General features: G+C 71.2%; 17 protein-coding genes. 10 read left to right on the forward strand and 7 right to left on the reverse strand.

The features are described from left to right. The first annotated feature begins 10 nt into the window (after positions 1-10). Positions 11-385, forward strand: coding sequence for a cupin domain-containing protein (locus O7617_RS27120; RefSeq protein ID WP_282259027.1), 375 nt, complete (start codon positions 11-13; stop codon positions 383-385). Between the two features lie 11 nt (positions 386-396). On the opposite strand, the gene O7617_RS27125 is transcribed toward O7617_RS27120, so the two are convergent. Further along, positions 397-861 carry a MarR family transcriptional regulator gene (locus tag O7617_RS27125; RefSeq protein ID WP_282259029.1) on the reverse strand — a complete coding sequence of 155 codons (465 nt, stop codon included), beginning with the start codon at positions 859-861 and terminating at the stop codon, positions 397-399. Between the two features lie 96 nt (positions 862-957). On the opposite strand from O7617_RS27125, the gene O7617_RS27130 reads away from it, so the two are divergent. From O7617_RS27130 to O7617_RS27160, 7 genes are all read left to right on the forward strand, one after another. Continuing rightward, positions 958-2,040: a substrate-binding domain-containing protein gene (locus O7617_RS27130; RefSeq protein ID WP_282259030.1), complete on the forward strand. Its 1,083-nt coding sequence runs from the start codon at positions 958-960 to the stop codon at positions 2,038-2,040. A gap of 419 nt (positions 2,041-2,459) precedes the next feature. Then, positions 2,460-3,704, forward strand: coding sequence for an urea ABC transporter substrate-binding protein (urtA, locus tag O7617_RS27135; RefSeq protein WP_282259031.1), 1,245 nt, complete (start codon positions 2,460-2,462; stop codon positions 3,702-3,704). Positions 3,705-3,779: 75 nt separating this feature from the next. Next, complete coding sequence (urtB, locus tag O7617_RS27140) at positions 3,780-4,667, forward strand: urea ABC transporter permease subunit UrtB (protein WP_282259032.1); 888 nt, start codon at positions 3,780-3,782, stop codon at positions 4,665-4,667. Further along, on the forward strand, positions 4,664-5,848 hold the full coding sequence (gene urtC, locus O7617_RS27145) for an urea ABC transporter permease subunit UrtC (RefSeq protein WP_282259033.1): 1,185 nt from the start codon (positions 4,664-4,666) through the stop codon (positions 5,846-5,848). Before urtB ends, urtC begins: the two co-directional genes overlap by 4 nt. Continuing rightward, positions 5,845-6,621 (forward strand): urea ABC transporter ATP-binding protein UrtD, encoded by a 777-nt coding sequence (gene urtD / locus O7617_RS27150; RefSeq protein WP_282259034.1) that lies wholly within the window; start codon positions 5,845-5,847, stop codon positions 6,619-6,621. Before urtC ends, urtD begins: the two co-directional genes overlap by 4 nt. Then, on the forward strand, positions 6,621-7,313 hold the full coding sequence (gene urtE / locus O7617_RS27155; protein WP_282259036.1) for an urea ABC transporter ATP-binding subunit UrtE: 693 nt from the start codon (positions 6,621-6,623) through the stop codon (positions 7,311-7,313). Before urtD ends, urtE begins: the two co-directional genes overlap by 1 nt. Positions 7,314-7,596: 283 nt before the next feature. Continuing rightward, positions 7,597-8,079: a molybdenum cofactor biosysynthesis protein gene (locus O7617_RS27160; RefSeq protein ID WP_282259037.1), complete on the forward strand. Its 483-nt coding sequence runs from the start codon at positions 7,597-7,599 to the stop codon at positions 8,077-8,079. Between the two features lie 42 nt (positions 8,080-8,121). Here O7617_RS27160 and O7617_RS27165 read toward each other — a convergent pair whose 3' ends face one another. From O7617_RS27165 to O7617_RS27175, 3 genes are read right to left on the reverse strand one after another with little or no spacing between them, the layout of a single operon-like run. Then, complete coding sequence (locus O7617_RS27165) at positions 8,122-8,655, reverse strand: nuclear transport factor 2 family protein (protein ID WP_282259038.1); 534 nt, start codon at positions 8,653-8,655, stop codon at positions 8,122-8,124. A gap of 17 nt (positions 8,656-8,672) precedes the next feature. Beyond that, on the reverse strand, positions 8,673-9,509 hold the full coding sequence (locus tag O7617_RS27170; RefSeq protein ID WP_282259039.1) for an oxidoreductase: 837 nt from the start codon (positions 9,507-9,509) through the stop codon (positions 8,673-8,675). 31 nt (positions 9,510-9,540) lie between these two features. Continuing rightward, on the reverse strand, positions 9,541-9,891 hold the full coding sequence (locus tag O7617_RS27175; RefSeq protein WP_282259040.1) for a nuclear transport factor 2 family protein: 351 nt from the start codon (positions 9,889-9,891) through the stop codon (positions 9,541-9,543). Between the two features lie 161 nt (positions 9,892-10,052). Here O7617_RS27175 and O7617_RS27180 point away from each other — a divergent pair, with 161 nt between their 5' ends. Beyond that, the gene (locus O7617_RS27180) at positions 10,053-10,439 is read left to right on the forward strand and encodes a DUF2267 domain-containing protein (RefSeq protein ID WP_282259041.1); all 387 of its coding nucleotides are present in this window, start codon (positions 10,053-10,055) and stop codon (positions 10,437-10,439) included. Positions 10,440-10,485: 46 nt separating this feature from the next. On the opposite strand, the gene O7617_RS27185 is transcribed toward O7617_RS27180, so the two are convergent. Next, entirely contained in the window at positions 10,486-13,317 is a 2,832-nt protein-coding gene (locus tag O7617_RS27185; RefSeq protein WP_282259042.1) for a ricin-type beta-trefoil lectin domain protein, read from the reverse strand. A gap of 302 nt (positions 13,318-13,619) precedes the next feature. Between O7617_RS27185 and O7617_RS27190 the strand changes: the two genes are divergently transcribed. Then, positions 13,620-14,450, forward strand: coding sequence for a nucleotidyltransferase domain-containing protein (locus O7617_RS27190; RefSeq protein ID WP_282259044.1), 831 nt, complete (start codon positions 13,620-13,622; stop codon positions 14,448-14,450). On the opposite strand, the gene O7617_RS27195 is transcribed toward O7617_RS27190, so the two are convergent. Both O7617_RS27195 and O7617_RS27200 read right to left on the reverse strand, forming a co-directional pair. Further along, positions 14,407-15,801, reverse strand: coding sequence for an FAD-dependent oxidoreductase (locus tag O7617_RS27195; protein ID WP_282259045.1), 1,395 nt, complete (start codon positions 15,799-15,801; stop codon positions 14,407-14,409). The genes O7617_RS27190 and O7617_RS27195 overlap by 44 nt on opposite strands. A gap of 245 nt (positions 15,802-16,046) precedes the next feature. Beyond that, on the reverse strand, positions 16,047-17,711 hold the full coding sequence (locus tag O7617_RS27200; RefSeq protein ID WP_282259046.1) for a DivIVA domain-containing protein: 1,665 nt from the start codon (positions 17,709-17,711) through the stop codon (positions 16,047-16,049). Positions 17,712-17,780: the final 69 nt, after the last annotated feature.

Here is a 17,780-nt window from a genome sequence, read left to right on the forward strand (position 1 = left end):
GGAGGCCGTGATGAGTGGAGACGATCGACCCGAGGGCATCAGCCCGACGGCGGTGGAGGGGGCGCCGGGCCTGTGGCGCGTCGACCTGCAGAGGCACGACCTCAGCATTCCCGGACGCGAGGTCGTCCAGAGTCGGGTGGAGTTCACGCCGGACTCGCCGCCGTTCAAGCACTTCCACCCCGGCGAGGAGATCATCTGCGTGCTCCAGGGGTCCCTGGAATACACGCTCGAGGGTCAGTCACCGGTGGTGTGCAACGTCGGTGACGCCCTCACCGTGCCGTACGGCGTTCACCACCAGGCGAGGAACGTCGGCGGCGGGGTCGCCGTCGAACTGGCCACGTACGTCGTGGAGAAGGGCAAACCGCTGCTCACCAAGGTCGAGTGAATCGGCGCGGGTCAGCGGCGTACGCCGGTCGCGTCGGCGCGGTCGCCACGGCGCGTCGGGTCGAGGCGGTCGACCAGGTCGTCGAGCCGCTCGACCAGGCCGGTGTCGGTCGCAACGCCCAACTCGGCGAGGCTGGCCCGGACCCGCTGCTCGAGGCGTTCGTGCTCGCGTCGGCCACGGGCCGTCAGGTAGGCGCGGATGCGCCGACGGTCCATCGGGTCGATCCGCCGGAAGACGAGATTACGGTCGACGAGGTGGTCGACCAGTTTGGTGAGGGTGCCCGGAGGCAACGACGCCTCGGCGGACACCTCGCTCATCGGGTGACCCTGGCCGTCGGCGAGGAGGCAGAGCACCCGCCACGCCTCGATGGTGAGCGCGTCGTCGGCCAGCACGGCGCCCAACCGGCGGGAGAGCAGCCGTTCGGCGCGGGTGAGCGAGCGCAGCAGGTCGGCTGGCGCCCCGGGCACGTCTGACATGCGACTCCCTGGTCCGGTGGCCCCGCCATGGTACCGAGCCGTCCCGGTCCGTGGTGAGCTCTGGCCTTCGGTCGTGCGTCGGGCAATCATGTGCTCATGTCCGCTCCGGCACCGCCGTGGCTGACCGTCGACCGTGCCGTGGTCAGCATCGCGCTGGTCTACCCGATGCGCGGGCCGGGCGGGATGTTCGGCCCCACCTGCGAGCTGTGCGCGCAGCTCGCGGTGGAGGAGGTCAACAGGTCTGGCGGTGTGCTGGGTCGCGAGCTGCGGCTGGTGCCGGTCGACGGCGGCGCGCCTCCGGCCGAGGTGGCCGCCGAGGTCGAGGCGTTGGTGTCGGTGGGGGCCGTGCAGGGGGTGACCGGGTGGCACATCTCGTCGGTGCGCCAGGCGCTGGCACCCCGCGTCGCGCACCGGGTGCCGTACGTCTACACCGCACTCTACGAGGGCGGTGAACGGACCGAGGGGGTCTTCCTGACCAGCGAGACGCCGGACGCCCAACTGTGGCCCGCGATGCGACTGCTGTCCAGGGAGAACCGGGTGCGTCGCTGGTTCGTGGTCGGCAACGACTACGTCTGGCCCCGCCGGACGGCCCGGGCGGCGATGCGGTACGCGGTGCGCGAAGGCGGGCAGGTGGTGGGTCGGCACTTCCTGCCGTTGGACGCGCACGACTTCGGCGAGGTGCTGCGGCGCATCGAGCACAGCGACGCGGACGCGGTGCTGATGCTGCTGGTCGGGGCGGACGCGGTGCGGTTCAACAGGGCGTTCGCCCGTTCCGGGCTGGACCAGCGCTGCCTGCGTCTGAGCACGTTGATGGACGAGAACATGCTGCTGGCCAGCGGCGCCGGCGCGACGCGGCGGTTGTACAGCACGGCGGGTTTCTTCGCCGGGCTGGTGACCCAGGAGAACCTCGACTTCCACGGCGAGTTCGCCAGTCGCTTCGGGGTGGAGGCGCCGCCGCTGGGCAGCCTGGGGGAGTCCTGCTACGAGGGCGTGATGCTCCTCGCCGCGCTGATCGGTCAGGCCCGCACGCTGGACGTCCGGGCCATCGAGACGGCGGCGGACACGGTGGCGTACCACGGGCCACGCGGGCGGTTGCGGTTGCGCCGTCGGCACGTACGTCAGCGCATCTATCTGGCCGAGGCCGACGGGCTCGACTTCACGGTGCTCGCCCAACTCTGAGTCCGGTCCGCCGGAACGGGTCGACCGGACCCTTGACAGTCGTACCCGATCCGGACCTAAGATGCTTCCTGTGTGAAGGATCTGCCCTCGGGGTCGGATTCCGCCAATTCGCGTCCCCGGTCGGTGAAATCGTCTCCGACCATTGTGGTGGCGCCTTTTCTCAGCCTCTCTGAGCGGCCGTAACCGTTTCTCCGACGGTGCCGGCCGTTTTTTCGTGGGCGCGTGGTCGGCTGCGCGGAAACAGTCAATTAAGGACCGGGAAACACTCGCGCAATGATGCCGGTCGACGCTTTCGGTGCCCATATCCGAGTCGATACCCGGTTCGACGTCCACCCGTCGGCCCCGGCGTCGCCCACGTCAGCTCCACCGGACCGCACCGACCGTCCTTTTGCCACCTGAGTGCACCGCAGGGAGAGTAGATGTCACTGTTCCCCGGCCGCCGCATCCTGGCGGGTGCCATGACCCTGGTCGCCGCGGCCGCGATGACCGCGTGCGGCAGCAAGACCAACGACGCGGGCAACTCGTCCGGCGTCACCGCCGACGTCTCCGGCGACACCGTCAAGGTGGGCCTGCTCAACTCGCTCTCCGGCACGATGGCCATCAGCGAGGTCACCGTCCGCGACTCCATCATGCTCGCCATCGAGGAGATCAACGCGGCCGGCGGCGTCCTCGGAAAGAAGATCCAGCCGGTCGGTGAGGACGGCGCCTCCGACTGGCCCACGTTCGCCGAGAAGGCGGAGAAACTCATCTCCGAGGACCGCGTCGCCGCCGTCTTCGGCTGCTGGACCTCGGCCAGCCGCAAGGCCGTCAAACCGGTGTTCGAGAAGAACAAGGCGCTGCTGTTCTACCCGGTGCAGTACGAGGGGCTCGAACAGTCGCCCTACATCTTCTACACCGGCGCGACCACCAACCAGCAGATCGTTCCCGGGCTCGACTACCTCAAGTCGCAGGGCGTCAAGTCGGTCTATCTGGTCGGCAGCGACTACGTCTTCCCCCGCACCGCCAACAAAATCATCAAGGCGTACGCGGCCGCGAACGGCATGACGGTCTCCGGTGAGGACTACGCGCCGCTCGGATCCACCGAGTTCGGCACCATCGTCAACAAGGTCAAGTCGTCCGGGGCCGCGGCCGTCTTCAACACGCTCAACGGCGACAGCAACGTGGCCTTCTTCAAGGAGTACAAGTCCGCCGGTCTGACCGCCGCCGCCATGCCGGTGGTGTCGGTGTCGATCGCCGAGGAGGAGGTCAAGGGCATCGGCACCCAGTACCTGGAGGGGCAGCTGACCGCCTGGAACTACTACCAGACCACCCCGGGGGCGGCGAACACGAAGTTCGTGGCCGCGTACAAGGCGAAGTACGGGGCGGACAAGCCGACCAGCGACCCGATGGAAGCCGCGTACGTCGCCGTGTACCTGTGGAAGGCGATGGTCGAGAAGGCCGGCGTCTTCGACGTCGAGAAGGTCCGCTCCGCGTCGGACGGGATCACCTTCGACGCGCCGGAGGGCATGGTCACGGTGGACGGGAAGACCCAGCACATCGCCAAGACCGCGCGGATCGGCAAGATCGGCGCGGACGGTCTGATCACCGAGGTCTGGAACTCCGGGAAGCCGGTCGCACCGGATCCGTACCTCAAGACCTACCCGTGGGCGAGCGGCCTGAGCTGACGACGCCGGCCCGGGCGGGGCGTGTCGCCGCACACCCCACCCGGGCCACCCGACCAGCAGTTCGGAGACCCCACCGTGACAGTCCTCTTCGGTCAACTCTTCACCGGCATCAGCATCGGCGCGGTGCTGCTGCTCATCGCGCTCGGCCTCGCGTTGACCTTCGGCCAGATGAACGTGATCAACATGGCGCACGGTGAGTTCATCATGGCCGGCGCGTACACCACCTATGTCCTCCAGCAGAGCATCACCGGGGCCGGCTGGTCACTGGTGATCGCGCTACCCGTGGCGTTCGTCGTCGCCGGCACCATGGGCGCACTGCTGGAGCTGCTGCTCATCCGCCGGCTGTACGCCCGACCGTTGGACACCCTGCTGGTCACCTGGGGCGTGTCCCTGATGCTGCAACAGCTGGCCCGGGACGTCTTCGGCAGCCCGAACGTGCAGACCCGCGCGCCGGAGCTGCTGACCGGCAACGTGGCGCTTCCCGGCGGGCTGACCGTAGCCAACAACCGGCTGTTCATCCTGGCCCTCGCCCTGGCCGCCGTCGCGGCGCTCACCCTGGCGCTGCGGCTCACCCCCCTCGGGCGTCGCATCCGCGCGGTGGTGCAGAACCGCGACCTCGCCGCGGTGTCCGGCATCGCCACCTCCCGGGTCGACCGGACGACCTTCTTCGTCGGGTCCGGGTTGGCCGGGCTCGCCGGTGTGGCGCTCACCCTGCTCGGCCCGATCGGCCCGACCATGGGCACCAACCTGATCATCGATGCCTTCCTGGTCGTCGTGGTCGGCGGGATCGGCCAGCTCAAGGGCAGCGTGATCGTCGCCTTCGCCCTCGGCGTCCTCCAGGCCACCGGGGAGTACCTCACCACCCTCAGCGTCGCCAAGGTGATCGTCTTCGTGGCGATCGTCGCGTTCCTCCAGTGGCGGCCACAGGGCCTGTTCACCCTGCGGACCAGGAGCCTCGCATGACCGCCGTCACCCCCGCGCCGCCCAGCACCGCCGTCCGCCCCGCACCCGCCGGGGCCACGCCACCGGGCCCGCCCGCGCGCCGATCCCGGCTGCGCACGGCGGCCGGCTTCGCGTTCGGCGCGGCGCTGCTGTTCGCCGTCGCGCCCCTGGTGTTGTCGGACTTCCGGCTGTCCCTGCTCGCCAAATACCTCTGCGTCGCCATGGTCGCGGTCGGCATCGGGATCGCCTGGGGCCGGGGCGGCATGCTCACCCTCGGCCAGGGCGTCTTCTTCGGCCTCGGCGGCTACGCGATGGCCATGCACCTCAAGCTCGCCGACGCGGGTCCCGGTGGGATGCCCGACTTCATGCAGCTGTACGGGCAACTCGACGAACTGCCCCTGTGGTGGCGGCCGTTCGCCAGCCCCTGGTTCGCGCTGCCGGCGACGGTCCTGCTGCCGATGGCGGTGGCCTTCGGTCTGGGCTCGCTGGTGTTCCGCCGCCGCGTCCGGGGCGCGTACTTCGCCATCCTCAGCCAGGCGCTCGCCGCCGCGATGGTGATCCTGCTGATCGGCCAGCAGGGCACCACCGGCGGCACCAACGGGCTCACCGACATCAAGGGGTTCTTCGGCTACGACCTGGACGACCCGGTCAACCAACGGATGGTCTACTTCATCATCGCCGGCACCCTGTTGGCACTGCTCGCGCTGGCCCGTCAGCTCATCCAGAGCCGCTACGGGGAGCTGCTGGTGGCGGTCCGCGACGGCGAGGAACGGGTGCGCTTCCTCGGCTACGACCCGGCGTCGGTGAAGTTGGTCGCGTACGTGGTCGCGGCCGGGATGGCCGGCCTGGCCGGAGCGCTGTTCGTTCCCGCGGTCGGCATCATCTCGCCCGCGCTGATCGGTATCGTCCCGTCGATCGAGTTCGTCATCGGCGTCGCGGTCGGCGGCCGGGCCACCCTGCTCGGCCCGGTGCTCGGCGCGGTGGCGGTGGCCTGGGCGCGTACCGCCCTCTCGGAGCGGTTCCCGGGCACCTGGACGTACCTCCAAGGGTTGCTCTTCGTGGTCGTGGTGGCGTTCCTACCCGGCGGCCTGGCGTCGCTGTGGGCGCTGGCCCGCCGCCGTGACGGCAGCGACACACCAGGGCGGCGGTGGTGGTCCCCACCGCGCCTGCGACGCGCCGAGCGGGAGGTGCCGGCGGCATGAGCGACGACCGGTTGGACGGGCTCTCCGTCCGCGACGTGCGGGTCAGCTTCGACGGCTTCACCGCCGTCGACGGCGTGTCCCTGGAGGTGCCCGCCGGTGACATCCGTTTCCTGATCGGGCCGAACGGGGCCGGCAAGACCACCCTGGTCGATGCGATCACGGGCCTGGTCCGAGCCACCGGCTCGGTCCGGTTCGGCGACGACGAGCTGTTGGGCCGCCCGGTGCACCGGATCAGCCGGATGGGCATCGGCCGCACCTTCCAGACCTCGACGGTCTTCGAGGAGCTGTCGGTGTTGCAGAACCTCGACATCGCGGCGGGCGCCCGGCGCGGCTGGGTGACCCTGGCGCGCCGCCGTCGGGGCGTTCCCGACGAGGTGGCCGCCGCGTTGGACACCATCGGCCTGGCCGACCGGGCCGACCACCTCGCCGGGACGCTCGCGCACGGCCAGAAACAGTGGTTGGAGATCGGCATGTTGCTGGTGCAGGACGCGCGGCTGCTGCTGCTCGACGAGCCGGTCGCCGGCATGAGCCACGAGGAACGCGACGCGACCGGGACGCTGCTGGAGACGGTGAGCCGGGACCGCACCGTCGTCGTGATCGAGCACGACATGGACTTCCTCCGCCGGTTCGCGCGCAGCGTCACCGTGCTGCACGCCGGTCGGGTGCTCAGCGAGGGCACCGTGGCGCAGGTGCAGGCGGACCCGCGCGTGCAGGAGGTCTACCTCGGCCACCCGGTCGATGCCGGGTCGGCCCGTACCGGCCAGGAGGCGTGATGCTGACGTTGCGAGGGGTGCACGCGGGGTACGGCCGCAGCCGGGTGCTGCACGGTGTCGACCTGGCCGTCCCGCCCGACGGAGTCGCCGCGGTGCTCGGGCACAACGGTGCCGGTAAGAGCACCCTGCTGCGGGTCGCCGCCGGGCTGCTGCGCCCGAGCGCCGGCACGATCGAGTTGGACGGCGAGGACGTCACCCGCCTCGGCCCGCACGAGCGGGTGGCGCGGGGGATGGCGTACGTCCCGCAGGGTCAACAGTGCTTTCCGCACCTGACCGCCGCGGAGAACCTGCGACTGGTCGCCGACGGTCGGCGCGACGGCGCGGTGGCCACCGCCGAGGTGCTGGACCTGTTCCCCGCGTTGCGGTCGCTGCTGCGGCGTCGCGCCGGGCTGCTCTCCGGAGGTCAGCGTCAGCAGTTGGCCATCGCCCGCGCTCTGATCACCCGGCCGAGGCTGCTGATGCTGGACGAGCCGACCGAGGGCATCCAGCCGTCGGTGGTCGCGGAGATCCAGGAGCGGATCGTCGAGCTGACCCGGCAGTCCGGGTTCAGCGTGCTCCTCGTGGAGCAGCACCTCGGGTTCGCGCTGCGGGTGGCGGACCGTTACCAGGTGCTGGAATCCGGCCGGGTCACCTCGCACGGCGACGGGGGTGTCACGGCGGAACGGGAGGTTCGCGCGGCCCTGGCCGTGTGAGTCGCCGACCGTTCACGACGCGCTCGCGATCCACTTCGGCCAGCCCGCGAGGTTGGCATGGTGTCGAGCGGTATACCTCAGAGTCATAGTTATGACTCTGAGGTATACCGCTCCCTCCCGCATCTGCCCCCGCTGAGGTGACCGACGGTCACTGCCCGCAGCACCCACAGCCCGAGGGCTTGCACGTCCAGACCGCTCCCCTAGTGAAGCGACAGCCCGGCGACGGCCCGGTCGTCCGTCGACCTGCTCCGCGAGGCCATGTCCGCTTCGTACAATTCCTGCCATGCCGGAAATCGTCGAGTTGCTGGCCTCGCCCGTGCACCGTTTCCTGGGCCGGCCCGCCGACGGCCCGGCACCGGCGCCCCCCGGTGAGTTGGTCGACGCGGTCCGGATCCGGGCCGGCCTCGGCATCGTCGGCGACCGGTACTTCGGCCAGCAGGCACACCGCGACGCCAGCGTCACCGTCATCGCCCAGGAGTCGCTGCCGGTCGACATCGGTCTGGCCGAGGTCCGGCGCAACATCCTCACCACCGGCATCGCCGTGGACGAGTTGATCGGCAGAGTGCTGGTGCTGGACTCCGGAGACGGCCCGGTCAGCCTCCGGGTCAATCGGGCGGCCCGGCCGTGCGCCTGGATGGACGTCACCGTCGGACCGGGTGCCTGGAAGGCCTTGCGCACCACCGGTGGCATCCGCTGCACCCCACTCACCGACGGCACCCTGCGCGTCGGGCCGATCGAGGTCAGCATCGAGCGGGCGTCCACGTGAGGTCGGCCGTCGACGCGACCGAGGAGACGACCCCGACCCGGGTCAGACCGGGCTGATGTGCGCGGCGAGGACCCGCCAGCCGTGCGGGTCGTCGTGGATCCAGGTGCGGGTGTAGCGCAGGCGAGCCGAGAACGGCGACCCGTCGAAGGTCCCGGCGACCCGGCCCAGGAAGAACGTCACCCCGGTCGACCCGACGACGAGCAGGTCCAGCTCCTCCTCGACCAGCTCCCGGACCACCGAGCGGCGCTCCCGGTGTTCCGACAGGTCGTCCTGCTTGGTGTACGTGCGACCGTCCGGGCCGACGCAGATCAGTTGGTCGACGAGCAGTTGGTCGAGGGCGTCGACGTCACCGGCCCGCTGGGCGGCCTGGAGGGTGCGTTCGGCGTCGAGCAGCTCTGCCTCGCGTGCGCTGTCCGGCATCGTGCGGTCCTCCCGGTCAGGGTCGACCCGGTTCCACAGTCGGGCCGGTCTGTCCGCATTGTGGCAGCTCACCTGGCCGGGAAGGGAGTGGATCGCCGTGGCCACGCACAGGGCCAGGCGAATCCGTACGACGGTCTCCCCGGCGCTGGTGAGCACGGTGACCTCGTCGCAGATCAGGGTGCCGCGTCGAAGGCGATGGACTCGCTCAGCTCCCGCCACCGCGCGTCGGACGCCGCGAGCGCCTCGGCGGCCGCCGAGGCGGCCGCCACCGCGTCGGCGCCGAGCAGCAACCGCAGCGGCGGGTCGTCGACCTGGGTGATCCGGATGATCGCCTGTGCGGCGCGGACCGGATCCCCGGGCTGGTTACCGCTGCCCTGACGCAGCCGCTGCACGGCCGGGTCGATGACCGGGCGGTACGGTTCGCTGATCGGCAACTCACTCATCGACGAGCCGGCCCAGTCGGTGCGCAGCCCGCCCGGCTCGATGCTGGTGATCCGGATCCCGAACGCCGCGACCTCCCTGGCGAGCACACCGGAGAAGCCGCTGACCGCCCACTTGGCGGCCTGGTACGCCCCCAGGCCGATGCTGGCGACCCGGCTGCCGACGCTGGAGATCTGCACGATGTGCCCCCGCCCCTGCTCTCGCATCGTCGGCAACGCGGCGCGGGACAGGTTGACCACCCCGTAGAAGTTCGCGTCGATCTGCGCGCGGAAGTCGTCCTCCGTGATGTCCTCGATCGCGGCGACGTCGGCGTACCCGGCGTTGTTCACCAGGACGTCCAGGCGACCGAACCCGTCCACGGCGGTGCGGACCGCGTCGCGGGCGGCGGCCGGGTCGGTGACGTCGAGGGCTATCGGCTGGACCTGGTCGCCGTACCGGTCGCGGAGGGCTTCGAGCTGTGCCGGGTTCCGTGCGGTGGCGACCAGTTGGTCGCCGTCGGCCAGCACGGCTTCGGCGAGGGCTCGGCCGAGACCTCGGGTACAACCGGTGATGAGCCATACTCGCGGCACGTCGCTTCTCCCGTCAGGCGGTCTCCAGCGGCTACGGGCGGATGTCCAGGGCGCCGATCAGGCCGTCGCGCAGGGTGAACCGGTATCGCAGCTCGACGGGGCTGCCGGGGAAGTCGCCGGTGACCCGGGTGAGGGCCAAGTACGAGTCGCCCGCCTGCGAGGTCACCCGGACCGGCTCGGCGGTGTACGCGTAGGCGTCCATCGTCTTCTGCCGCCACGCGCGGATCGAGGCCCGCCCGTCGTACAGCCGCTCCTCGTCGGCGACGGTCGCGTTGTCCGCGAAGCAGGCGACGAAGGCGTCCAGGTCCCGGTCGTTGACGGCCCGGAAGTACCTGTCGATCACGTCGGGTAGGTCGACGGCCATCTGCTCCTCCTGCGGCACGGGCCACCGTCGGCAGCCGTCGGATTCCCGGTCCGACCTCACGGTACGAGACGGGGACGGTGCCGCGCGGAGCAACCACCAGAACGATCCCGCCGCGGCTGCCGGGGTTTGCCGTCGGGGGCCCCGGGTAGCCACGCGTCTCCGGGACGAAGGGCGGGGGCATGGCCGAGCTGGGGTTCGTCGACAAGGTCGCGGCACGGGCGGGGGTCCCGCCGGAGCAGGCACGCCCACTGACCGAGGCCGTTCTGCGGACCCTCACCGAGCGGCTCAGCGGCGGTGAGGCGGGCGCGTTGGCCCCGCACCTGGCCGACGAGCTGAGCCCACTGCTGGTCAAGGCCGCCGAACCGCCGGAGGCGTTCGGCTTCGACGAGTTCCTGCGCCGGGTCGCCGACCGGGCCGGTATCGACCGCGCGGCCGCCGAGCGGGGCACCCGGGCGGTTCTCCAGACGATGCACCGGGTGGTCGGGCACCGCGAGTTCGAGGACGCGCTGGCCCAGCTCCCGGCGGATCTGCGGGCGCTGGCGCAGCCGCTGCCGCACGGCCCCTGACGCGGGCGCGGGGCCGGACCGGTGATTCGGTCCGGCCCCTCCGTCGTCAGGTGGCGTTGACCACCCACTTCTGGTGGGCGGCACCGGTGTTGGTGCCGATCTGGATCTGCGTCCCGTCGGCGGTGCCACCGCCGGCGGCCTGGAGGACCTTGCCCGACTGCGGGTTGCGCAGCGACCCGTCGGACTGCGGCTGCCACACCTGCGAACCCGTGCCGTTGCAGGTCCACAGCTGCACCTTCGTGCCGTCGGCGGTGCCGGCGTTGTCCACGTCCAGGCACTTGCCCAGCGCACGGTACGTGTCACCGACGCGGCTCCACAACTGCGCTGCGGTGTTGTTGCAGGTCCACAGCTGCACCTTCGTGCCGTCGGCGGTGCCCGCGTTGTCCACGTCCAGGCACTTGCCGCCGACGCCGGTGATACTGCCCGGCGCGCCCGCGCTCGCGTACACCTCCAGCTCGTAGATCCGCGCGGCCGTGTCGGTCGTGCTGGTCGGTGCGGTGATCGCCAACCGAACGTGGCGGGTGCCCGGCGCGACCAGGTTGTGGGTGGTGGTGCTCGCGGTGTTGCCGGTGACCGTGGCGCGGGTGGTCCAGGTCGTGCCGTCAGCGCTGGACGCGATCGTGAAGTCCCGGGTGTTCCAGGCCGGGTCCTCACCGCCGGCCCCGGCGTGCTTGACCACCACCCGGTTCACCGTGTGGCTCGCGCCCAGGTCGACCTGGAGGTACCTGGTGGTGCCCTTCGAGCACCACTTGTCACTGTTGCCGCCGGTCACACTGCCGTTGACGGCCTTGGCCGGGCCCTCGCTCGTCGAGCAGGAGCTGTCCGCGACGGCCGGCTTGTTGAGCGCCAGGTTGGTCCCGTCACCGGGCGGTGGGGTGACGCCCGGGATGGCGTTGAGCGTGTACCACGCCTCGGTGCTCCACAGTGACTGACCGCTGGTGGAGCTGAACGGTCGTGGCGAGCGCAGGTGGACCACGTGGCCCGCCTTGCGACCGGCCACCGCCAGGTTGACCTTCCTGCCGTCCGACGAGAGGGTGGCCGAGGTGACGGTGAGCGTCTCCTCGTCGATCTTCGGACCGCCGTAGTTCGACGTCGCCACGTACCTCCATTGCTTGATCTTGTAACGCGCGGCCAGGTCGGCGGCGGTCTCCGCCGACACGGGCTGGGTGTACTCCACCTCGAAGCCGGCGGTGGTGGCGCGTATGGCGAGCATCTCGAAGGTCGTGGTGCTGTTCGGGGTGAGCTTCTGCAGGCCGTACGCCAGTTTGCCGGTCTGGCCCCAGTTGCCGCCCGCGCCGAGCCCGCCGACGTAGATCGCGCCGTCCGGACCGACGTTGACCTCGGAGACACCCGCCTCCAGGCCCTGGGTGAGCCGGAACAGGGCGCCCTGGTACTCGCCGTTGACCTTCTCCACGTTCGCGCGCTGGAGACCGCCGTACGTCACGTCGCCGATGACGAACTGGCCCGCGTATCGGCCGCTGGTCAGGTACAGCGGGGTGCTGGGCGAGTTGGCGATCTCGTTCTGCGGCATCCACAGCACCGGAGGGGTGACCGGGTTGGTGTCGAACGGGCCGGCCGGGTTCGTGAAGTGGTTGAAGAAGCGGCCCTGCTTGACGTGCAGGAGCTTCGACGAGGGCAGCCAACCGCCCTGGTTGTCGGTGACGAAGATGCCGCCCTCCGGGCCCCACCCGATGCCGTGCGGGGTGCGCAGGCCCCCGGCGACGTAGCTGACCGCGCCGGTGTCCTTGTTGACCTTGAGGGTGGTGCCCCGGTTGGTGGCGGGCTGCGGGTTGGTGGTGGCGCCGCCGGAGTTGATCGACACCGAGAGGTTCAGGTAGAAGAACCCGTCGGCGTAGAGCAGGCCGAAGGCGAACTCGTGGAAGTTGCCCCCGTACGGCCAGGTGGCGACCGTCTCCAGCCGCTCGGCCACCTCGTCGCCGCCGGTGTTCACCAGCCGGGTGAGCCGCTGCTTCTCCGAGACGTAGACCACTCCGTCGACGACCTTCAGCCCCATCGGCTCCTTCAGTCCACCGGCGATCTTCTTGGTGGTCACCGCGCCCGGAGTGGTCGCGCCGCCGGTGTTGCCGAGGATCCAGACCTCACCGTCCTGGGAGGTGCCGGACTGGTCGCTGCCGCCCCAGGTGGACACGACCAGTCGGCCGTCGGCCAGCCAGTCCATGCCGGTGACCTTCGGCTGGAACCCGCTGGGCCGCAGGTTGGTCAGCGTGTACCCGGGGTGCACCCCGGTCAGCGGCAGACCGTCGCCGGGAGTGTCGGCGATGCCCTCGCACTCCTTGCGGCCCGGCGCGGTCACCCGCACCACGCCGGCGTCGGTGCTGAGCGCCGAGTTCGGTACGACCACGAAGGACGACGAGCCGGGCGTCTTCCACTCCAGGGTGATCTGCTGCCCACCTCCTCGCTCGAAGTGGTCGATGCGTAGCGGGTGCAGCCCGGCGGTGAGGGTGACGGTGCCCTCCTTGGGTGGGGTCGCGCCGTGCAACCCGTCGTGGTTGATCACCACGGTGTTGTCGATGGCCAGTTTGGACCCGTCGTCGCTGCTGAGCCGGAACGTGTAGCTGCCGGCCTGGGTGGTGGTGATGTTGCCGAGCACCTGCGAGACGAAGTCGTCCTCGAAGCCGAAGTCGGCCGCCGAGGTCCAGTTGATCGTGGGCATCAGCTTGTCCACGTTGGGGGTCTGCGCCGGCTTGAGGGTGCAGATCTCGGACAGCGGCACCTGCACGTCGAAGACGCGCAGCGTGACACCCGGTTCCTGGGCGGGGGCGGCGGTGGCCGGAGCGGCCCAGAGGCCGGCGGTGAGGATGAGTGCGAGCGTACCGAGGGCGGGTTTGCGGAGTCGGCGTAGCAGGCGTGTGCCCATCGTTCCTCCAGAGGCGGTGGAGTGTCCGACGGCCGGGCGAGGAGCAGCGGTGAGGGAGGCCGTCGGCCCGGTGCCGTAACGCCCTCGACGCCGACGAGTGACATTGCGGAAACACCGGGTGGATGGGTCGAGACATTAAGGGGTTTCGATCTGGGTGTCCATGTCTTCACCCCGATTCATCAAAAGTTGCCGATGCTCGTGCGAAAGTTCGCGGTAGTTGACACGGAATGCCCGGTGCGGCGGTCCCTACCTCCCACGGCCCCGACGTCGGGCCGTCGTCGTCCGCACGCCACCATGAGCGCGTGGACTCCGTACTCGCGCACTACCTCGACAACCTGGTCGCCGCCGCCCGGGACGTGCTCGGGGCCGACCTGGTCGGCGCGTACGCCGCCGGCTCGGTGGGGCTGGGCGCCTACCAACCCGGCCGCAGTGACGTGGACGTGGCGCTGGTCAGCGCCGGGCCGCTCCCTGCGGCGGCCAAAAGGGAGCTGGTGGCGCGGCTGCGGCACGAGGCGCTGCCCTGCCCGGCACGAGGACTGGAGCTGGTGGTCTACGACCGGGCGGTGGCCGCCTCCGGCACACCCGAGCCCGGCTTCGAGGTCGAACTCAACACGGGCGCGGCCATGCCGTTCCGGCGCACACTCGACCCGGCCGACCGGCCGGCCGCCGACGGGCGCTTCTGGTACGGGCTGGACCGCAGCATCCTGCACCAGAGCGGTCTGCCGCTGCTCGGACCGCCGGCCGGGGAGGTCTTCGCCGACCTCACGGCGGCCGACCTGCGTCGGCTGCTCGTCGAGGCGCTGACCTGGTGGCTCGCCCTGCCGACACCACCGGACGACCAGCCCGCGCCCGGTACGGAGGACGCGGTGCTCGGCGCCTGCCGGTCACTGGTGCGGCACCGAGACGGCGTCTGGCTCGCCAAGGTCGCGGCCGGTCAGCGGTTGGTCGACACCGGTGACCGGACCGAGGTGATCCACCGCGCGGTCGCCGCCCGCCACGGCGGCCCGCCACCGACCGGCGCGCAGGCCCGCGCCTTCCAACAGCGGGTACGCGACGACATCGCCGGCCAGGAGCCCGTCGAGCCCGAGGTCAGCGGACCGGGCGGGACTGTAACGAGGCGAAGAGCAGGTTGAGACCCTCGGTCATGGTCGGGTGGGTGATGACCGCGTCGCGCAGAGCGGTCCACGGCATCCCGGCGAGCATGGCCAACTGCACCGACGTGATCACCTCGCCGGCCTCGGGGCCGAGCAGCGCCGCACCGAGGATCCGGTCGGTGCCCGCGTCGACGACCGCCTTCCACATGCCCTGGGTCTGCCGCAGGGTGCGTGCCCGGGGGATCGCGGCGACCGGTAGGCGGGCCACCTGGACGTCGTACCCGGCGCGACGCGCCTCGGTCTCGGTGAGCCCGACCCGGGCCAGCTCCGGGGTGGTGAAGACGGTGTACGGGACGAGCCGGTCGGCGGTGCTGCGCTGTCCACCCGCGAGGTTCGCCCGGATGATCCGGTAGTCGTCCAGCGAGACGTGGGTGAACTGCGGGCTGCCGGCGACGTCTCCGGCCGCCCAGGTGCGCTCGGCGCTGGTGCGCAGGTGCTCGTCGACCTCCACGAAGCCCCGCTCGCTGAGGCGTACGCCGGCCGCGTCCAGGTCGAGGGAGTCGGTGACCGGTTCCCGGCCGGCGGCCACCAGCACGTCGTCCCCGATCACCGCGCTGCCGTCGTCGAGCGTCACCCGCAGCGTGCCGTCGGCGTCCCGGTCGACCCGCGCCACCGCGACACCCACCCGTACGTCGATGCCGTCGTCGACGAAGACCCGCATCACCGCGTCACTGATGTCGGGATCCTCGCGGGTGAGCAGCCGCGGCCCGCCCTCGACCAGCGTCACCGCGCTGCCGAACGACGCGAACATCTGCGCGAACTCCACCCCGACGGTGCCGCCGCCGAGCACCACCAACCGGGCCGGAACCCGGTCCAGGCGCAGCAGCGTGTCGCTGGTCAACACCCCGGCCTCGGCCATCCCGGGCACCGAGGGCAGGTGCGGACGCGTACCCGTGTTGATCACCACGTCCGCGCCGCGCAGCACCCGCTCGCCGCCGTCGGCGAGCGACACCCGCACCGTCCGTGGACCGACGAACCGGGCCTCGCCGATCACCAGGTGCAGGCCGGAGTCGAGGAACTGCTGCCGGTTGGCGGCCACCATCCCCTCGACCACATCCTGCTTGTGCGCCCGCAGCAGATCGACGTCGACCTGGCCGCCCTGCACCACCAGGCCGAGCGCGCCCGCGTCGCGCAGCTGGCGGGCCGCCCTTGCGCTGGTCACCAGTGCCTTCGTCGGGATGCACGCCACGTTGATGCAGCTGCCGCCGATCATGCCGCGTTCGACCATGGCGACCCGCTGCCCGGACCGGGCGACGTCCATGCTCAACGTCTTGCCGGCCTTGCCGCCGCCCACGACGAGCAGGTCGAACTCCTCCGGTCGGTCGGTCACCGGCTGCTCCTCTCGGCGGGCGGGCAGGCTGGCGCACGCCGCTGGCTGGTACGCGACGGCCAGCCCAGCCTGACAGCTCCGACGTGCGTGGCGACCGGGTTCTCCGCAGAATCCGCCCTAGCCGCCACCCGTCCCTTGATCAAGTGATGAAAAGGAGGTCTTCCGGCCCTTTCCGAGCTACTTCTCATCACTTGATCACCGCTGGTGACCGGGGTGTCCGGGGCCCGGTCCCACCGCCGCGAAGGTCAGTGGCGGGCGGAGCCGTTCTCGCTGACCGGCTGCCCGAAGGCGAGGAACGGTACGGGCGTCGGCGCGTCAGTGCCGATGTGCCGAGGGAAGGTCGGCTCGGGGCGTACCTCCTGCGTCGCCGGACGCTCGGCGGCCGGTTCGTCGGTCGACTCCGGCGTATCGACAGGGTCGCCGGTCCGCTCGGCGGGCTCGGCCGCGACCTCGTCGGGTGAGTGGTCCGCCACCTGGTGGACCGAGTACGCCGGTGCCTGGTCGGCCGGAGCCGGGTCAGTGCCCGCGTCCTCGTCGGCGGGCCGCTCCGCGAGGACCGGTGGCACTCCGGTGCGGTCGACGGTGAGCCGCTCGACCCCCGCCCGCTCGGCAGTGGGCCGGTCCGTGTCGGAACGGGGGCCGACCATCGGGTACTCGGCGGTCTCCGTCCCGCCGGCGGCCGCGGCCATGACCGCGGCGGCGGCGAGGTCGGCCACCCGCTTCGCCTCCCGTTGCACCCGGGCACGGACCTCTTTGGCGTGTCGCTCGGCGGAGTCCCCGGCCCGTCGGGCCTCCTCCAGCCGGGCGCTCTCGGCGGTGAGGTCCCGGCGGACCTCGCCGAGCCGCTGCTGCATCCTCGACAGCTCGTCCTCCAGCGTCTCGCCCTCCTGGCGGATCTCGGCGAGCTGCTGACGGGCGGTGTCCAGCTCGGCGTTCAGCTCGGTGGCTTCCTGCTGGCGCTCCTCGATCTCCTGTTGAAGCGCGGTGAGCTTCTCCTGGTGGATGGCCGCCTGCTCGTCGGCGCGGTTACGCAGCTCGGTCACGTGCTGCTGCGCCTCGGCCAGCAGGGCGGCGATCTGCTGCTCCGTCGCGCTGCTCTGCTCGGCGAGCTCGCGCTCGGCGGCGGCCTGCTGCTCGGCGATGTCCCGCTCGGCGGCGGCCCGCCGTTCGTTGACCTCCCGCTCCACGCTGGCCTGCCACTGGGCCATCTCCTGCTGGTTCTTCGCGCGGGCCGACTGGAGTTCCTGCTGGATCTGCGTACGCGCCGACTTCATCAGCGCGTCGGCGGCCACCCGGGTCTGGTTGAGCTGCTGGGCGCTCTGCTCGGTGATCCGCTTCGCCTCGTGCTGGGCGCGCTCGTGCGCCGCCTCACCGTCGGCGCGCAACTGCTCCGCGTGCTCACGGATCGCCGTCAACTCGGCCTCGGCCAGCGTGCGCCGCTCCTCGTGCGCCTGCTCCTGCTCGGCCCGCCGGGTCGTCAACTCCTCGGCCAGATCCTGGCGTGCCTGCGCCGCGCGTTCCCGGGTGTCGGCGAGGATCTGCTCCGCCTCGCTGCGCAGCTCGTTCGCGCGGTCGGTGGCCGACTCGGTGATCATGGTGGCCTGCTTGTCGGCGAGAGCCATGATCTCGGCGACCATCGGGCCCAGGTCGTGGATCGTCGCGCGGTCCACCTGCACCGGTTTCTCCTGAAGGTCGGCTAGTTCGGTTCGCAGGCGCTGCACCTCGGCGGTCAACTCACGGACCCGGACGGCGGAGCGCCCGTGCTCCCCACTGAGCATCGCGATCTGGCCGTCGAGCTGCTCCAGGTGTCGGTCCACCTGGCGTTTGTCGTAGCCGCGCAGGGCGAGCTCGAAGGTCGGCCGCGAGGCCGCATCGTCGCGTCCTGCGCGCGGCTCAGCGCCGATGGACATGCACCATCCTCCGTACGATTCGGGGGCGTCAGGGTCGGTGGTCGCCTGCCCCGTGGGCCGTCAGTGTGG

It is taken from the genome of Micromonospora sp. WMMD1155 (genome assembly GCF_029581275.1).
In the GTDB taxonomy this organism is placed as follows: Bacteria; Actinomycetota; Actinomycetes; order Mycobacteriales; family Micromonosporaceae; genus Micromonospora.

What these genes read in the sequence shown, in the direction of transcription:
- O7617_RS27185 (WP_282259042.1), bottom strand. Translation starts at nt 13,317, where the DNA reads ATGGGCACACGCCTGCTACGCCGACTCCGCAAACCCGCCCTCGGTACG.
- urtC (WP_282259033.1), top strand. Translation starts at nt 4,664, where the DNA reads ATGACCGCCGTCACCCCCGCGCCGCCCAGCACCGCCGTCCGCCCCGCA.
- O7617_RS27125 (WP_282259029.1), bottom strand. Translation starts at nt 861, where the DNA reads ATGTCAGACGTGCCCGGGGCGCCAGCCGACCTGCTGCGCTCGCTCACC.
- urtD (WP_282259034.1), top strand. Translation starts at nt 5,845, where the DNA reads ATGAGCGACGACCGGTTGGACGGGCTCTCCGTCCGCGACGTGCGGGTC.
- O7617_RS27180 (WP_282259041.1), top strand. Translation starts at nt 10,053, where the DNA reads ATGGCCGAGCTGGGGTTCGTCGACAAGGTCGCGGCACGGGCGGGGGTC.
- urtE (WP_282259036.1), top strand. Translation starts at nt 6,621, where the DNA reads ATGCTGACGTTGCGAGGGGTGCACGCGGGGTACGGCCGCAGCCGGGTG.
- urtA (WP_282259031.1), top strand. Translation starts at nt 2,460, where the DNA reads ATGTCACTGTTCCCCGGCCGCCGCATCCTGGCGGGTGCCATGACCCTG.
- O7617_RS27200 (WP_282259046.1), bottom strand. Translation starts at nt 17,711, where the DNA reads ATGTCCATCGGCGCTGAGCCGCGCGCAGGACGCGACGATGCGGCCTCG.
- O7617_RS27130 (WP_282259030.1), top strand. Translation starts at nt 958, where the DNA reads ATGTCCGCTCCGGCACCGCCGTGGCTGACCGTCGACCGTGCCGTGGTC.
- O7617_RS27120 (WP_282259027.1), top strand. Translation starts at nt 11, where the DNA reads ATGAGTGGAGACGATCGACCCGAGGGCATCAGCCCGACGGCGGTGGAG.
- O7617_RS27160 (WP_282259037.1), top strand. Translation starts at nt 7,597, where the DNA reads ATGCCGGAAATCGTCGAGTTGCTGGCCTCGCCCGTGCACCGTTTCCTG.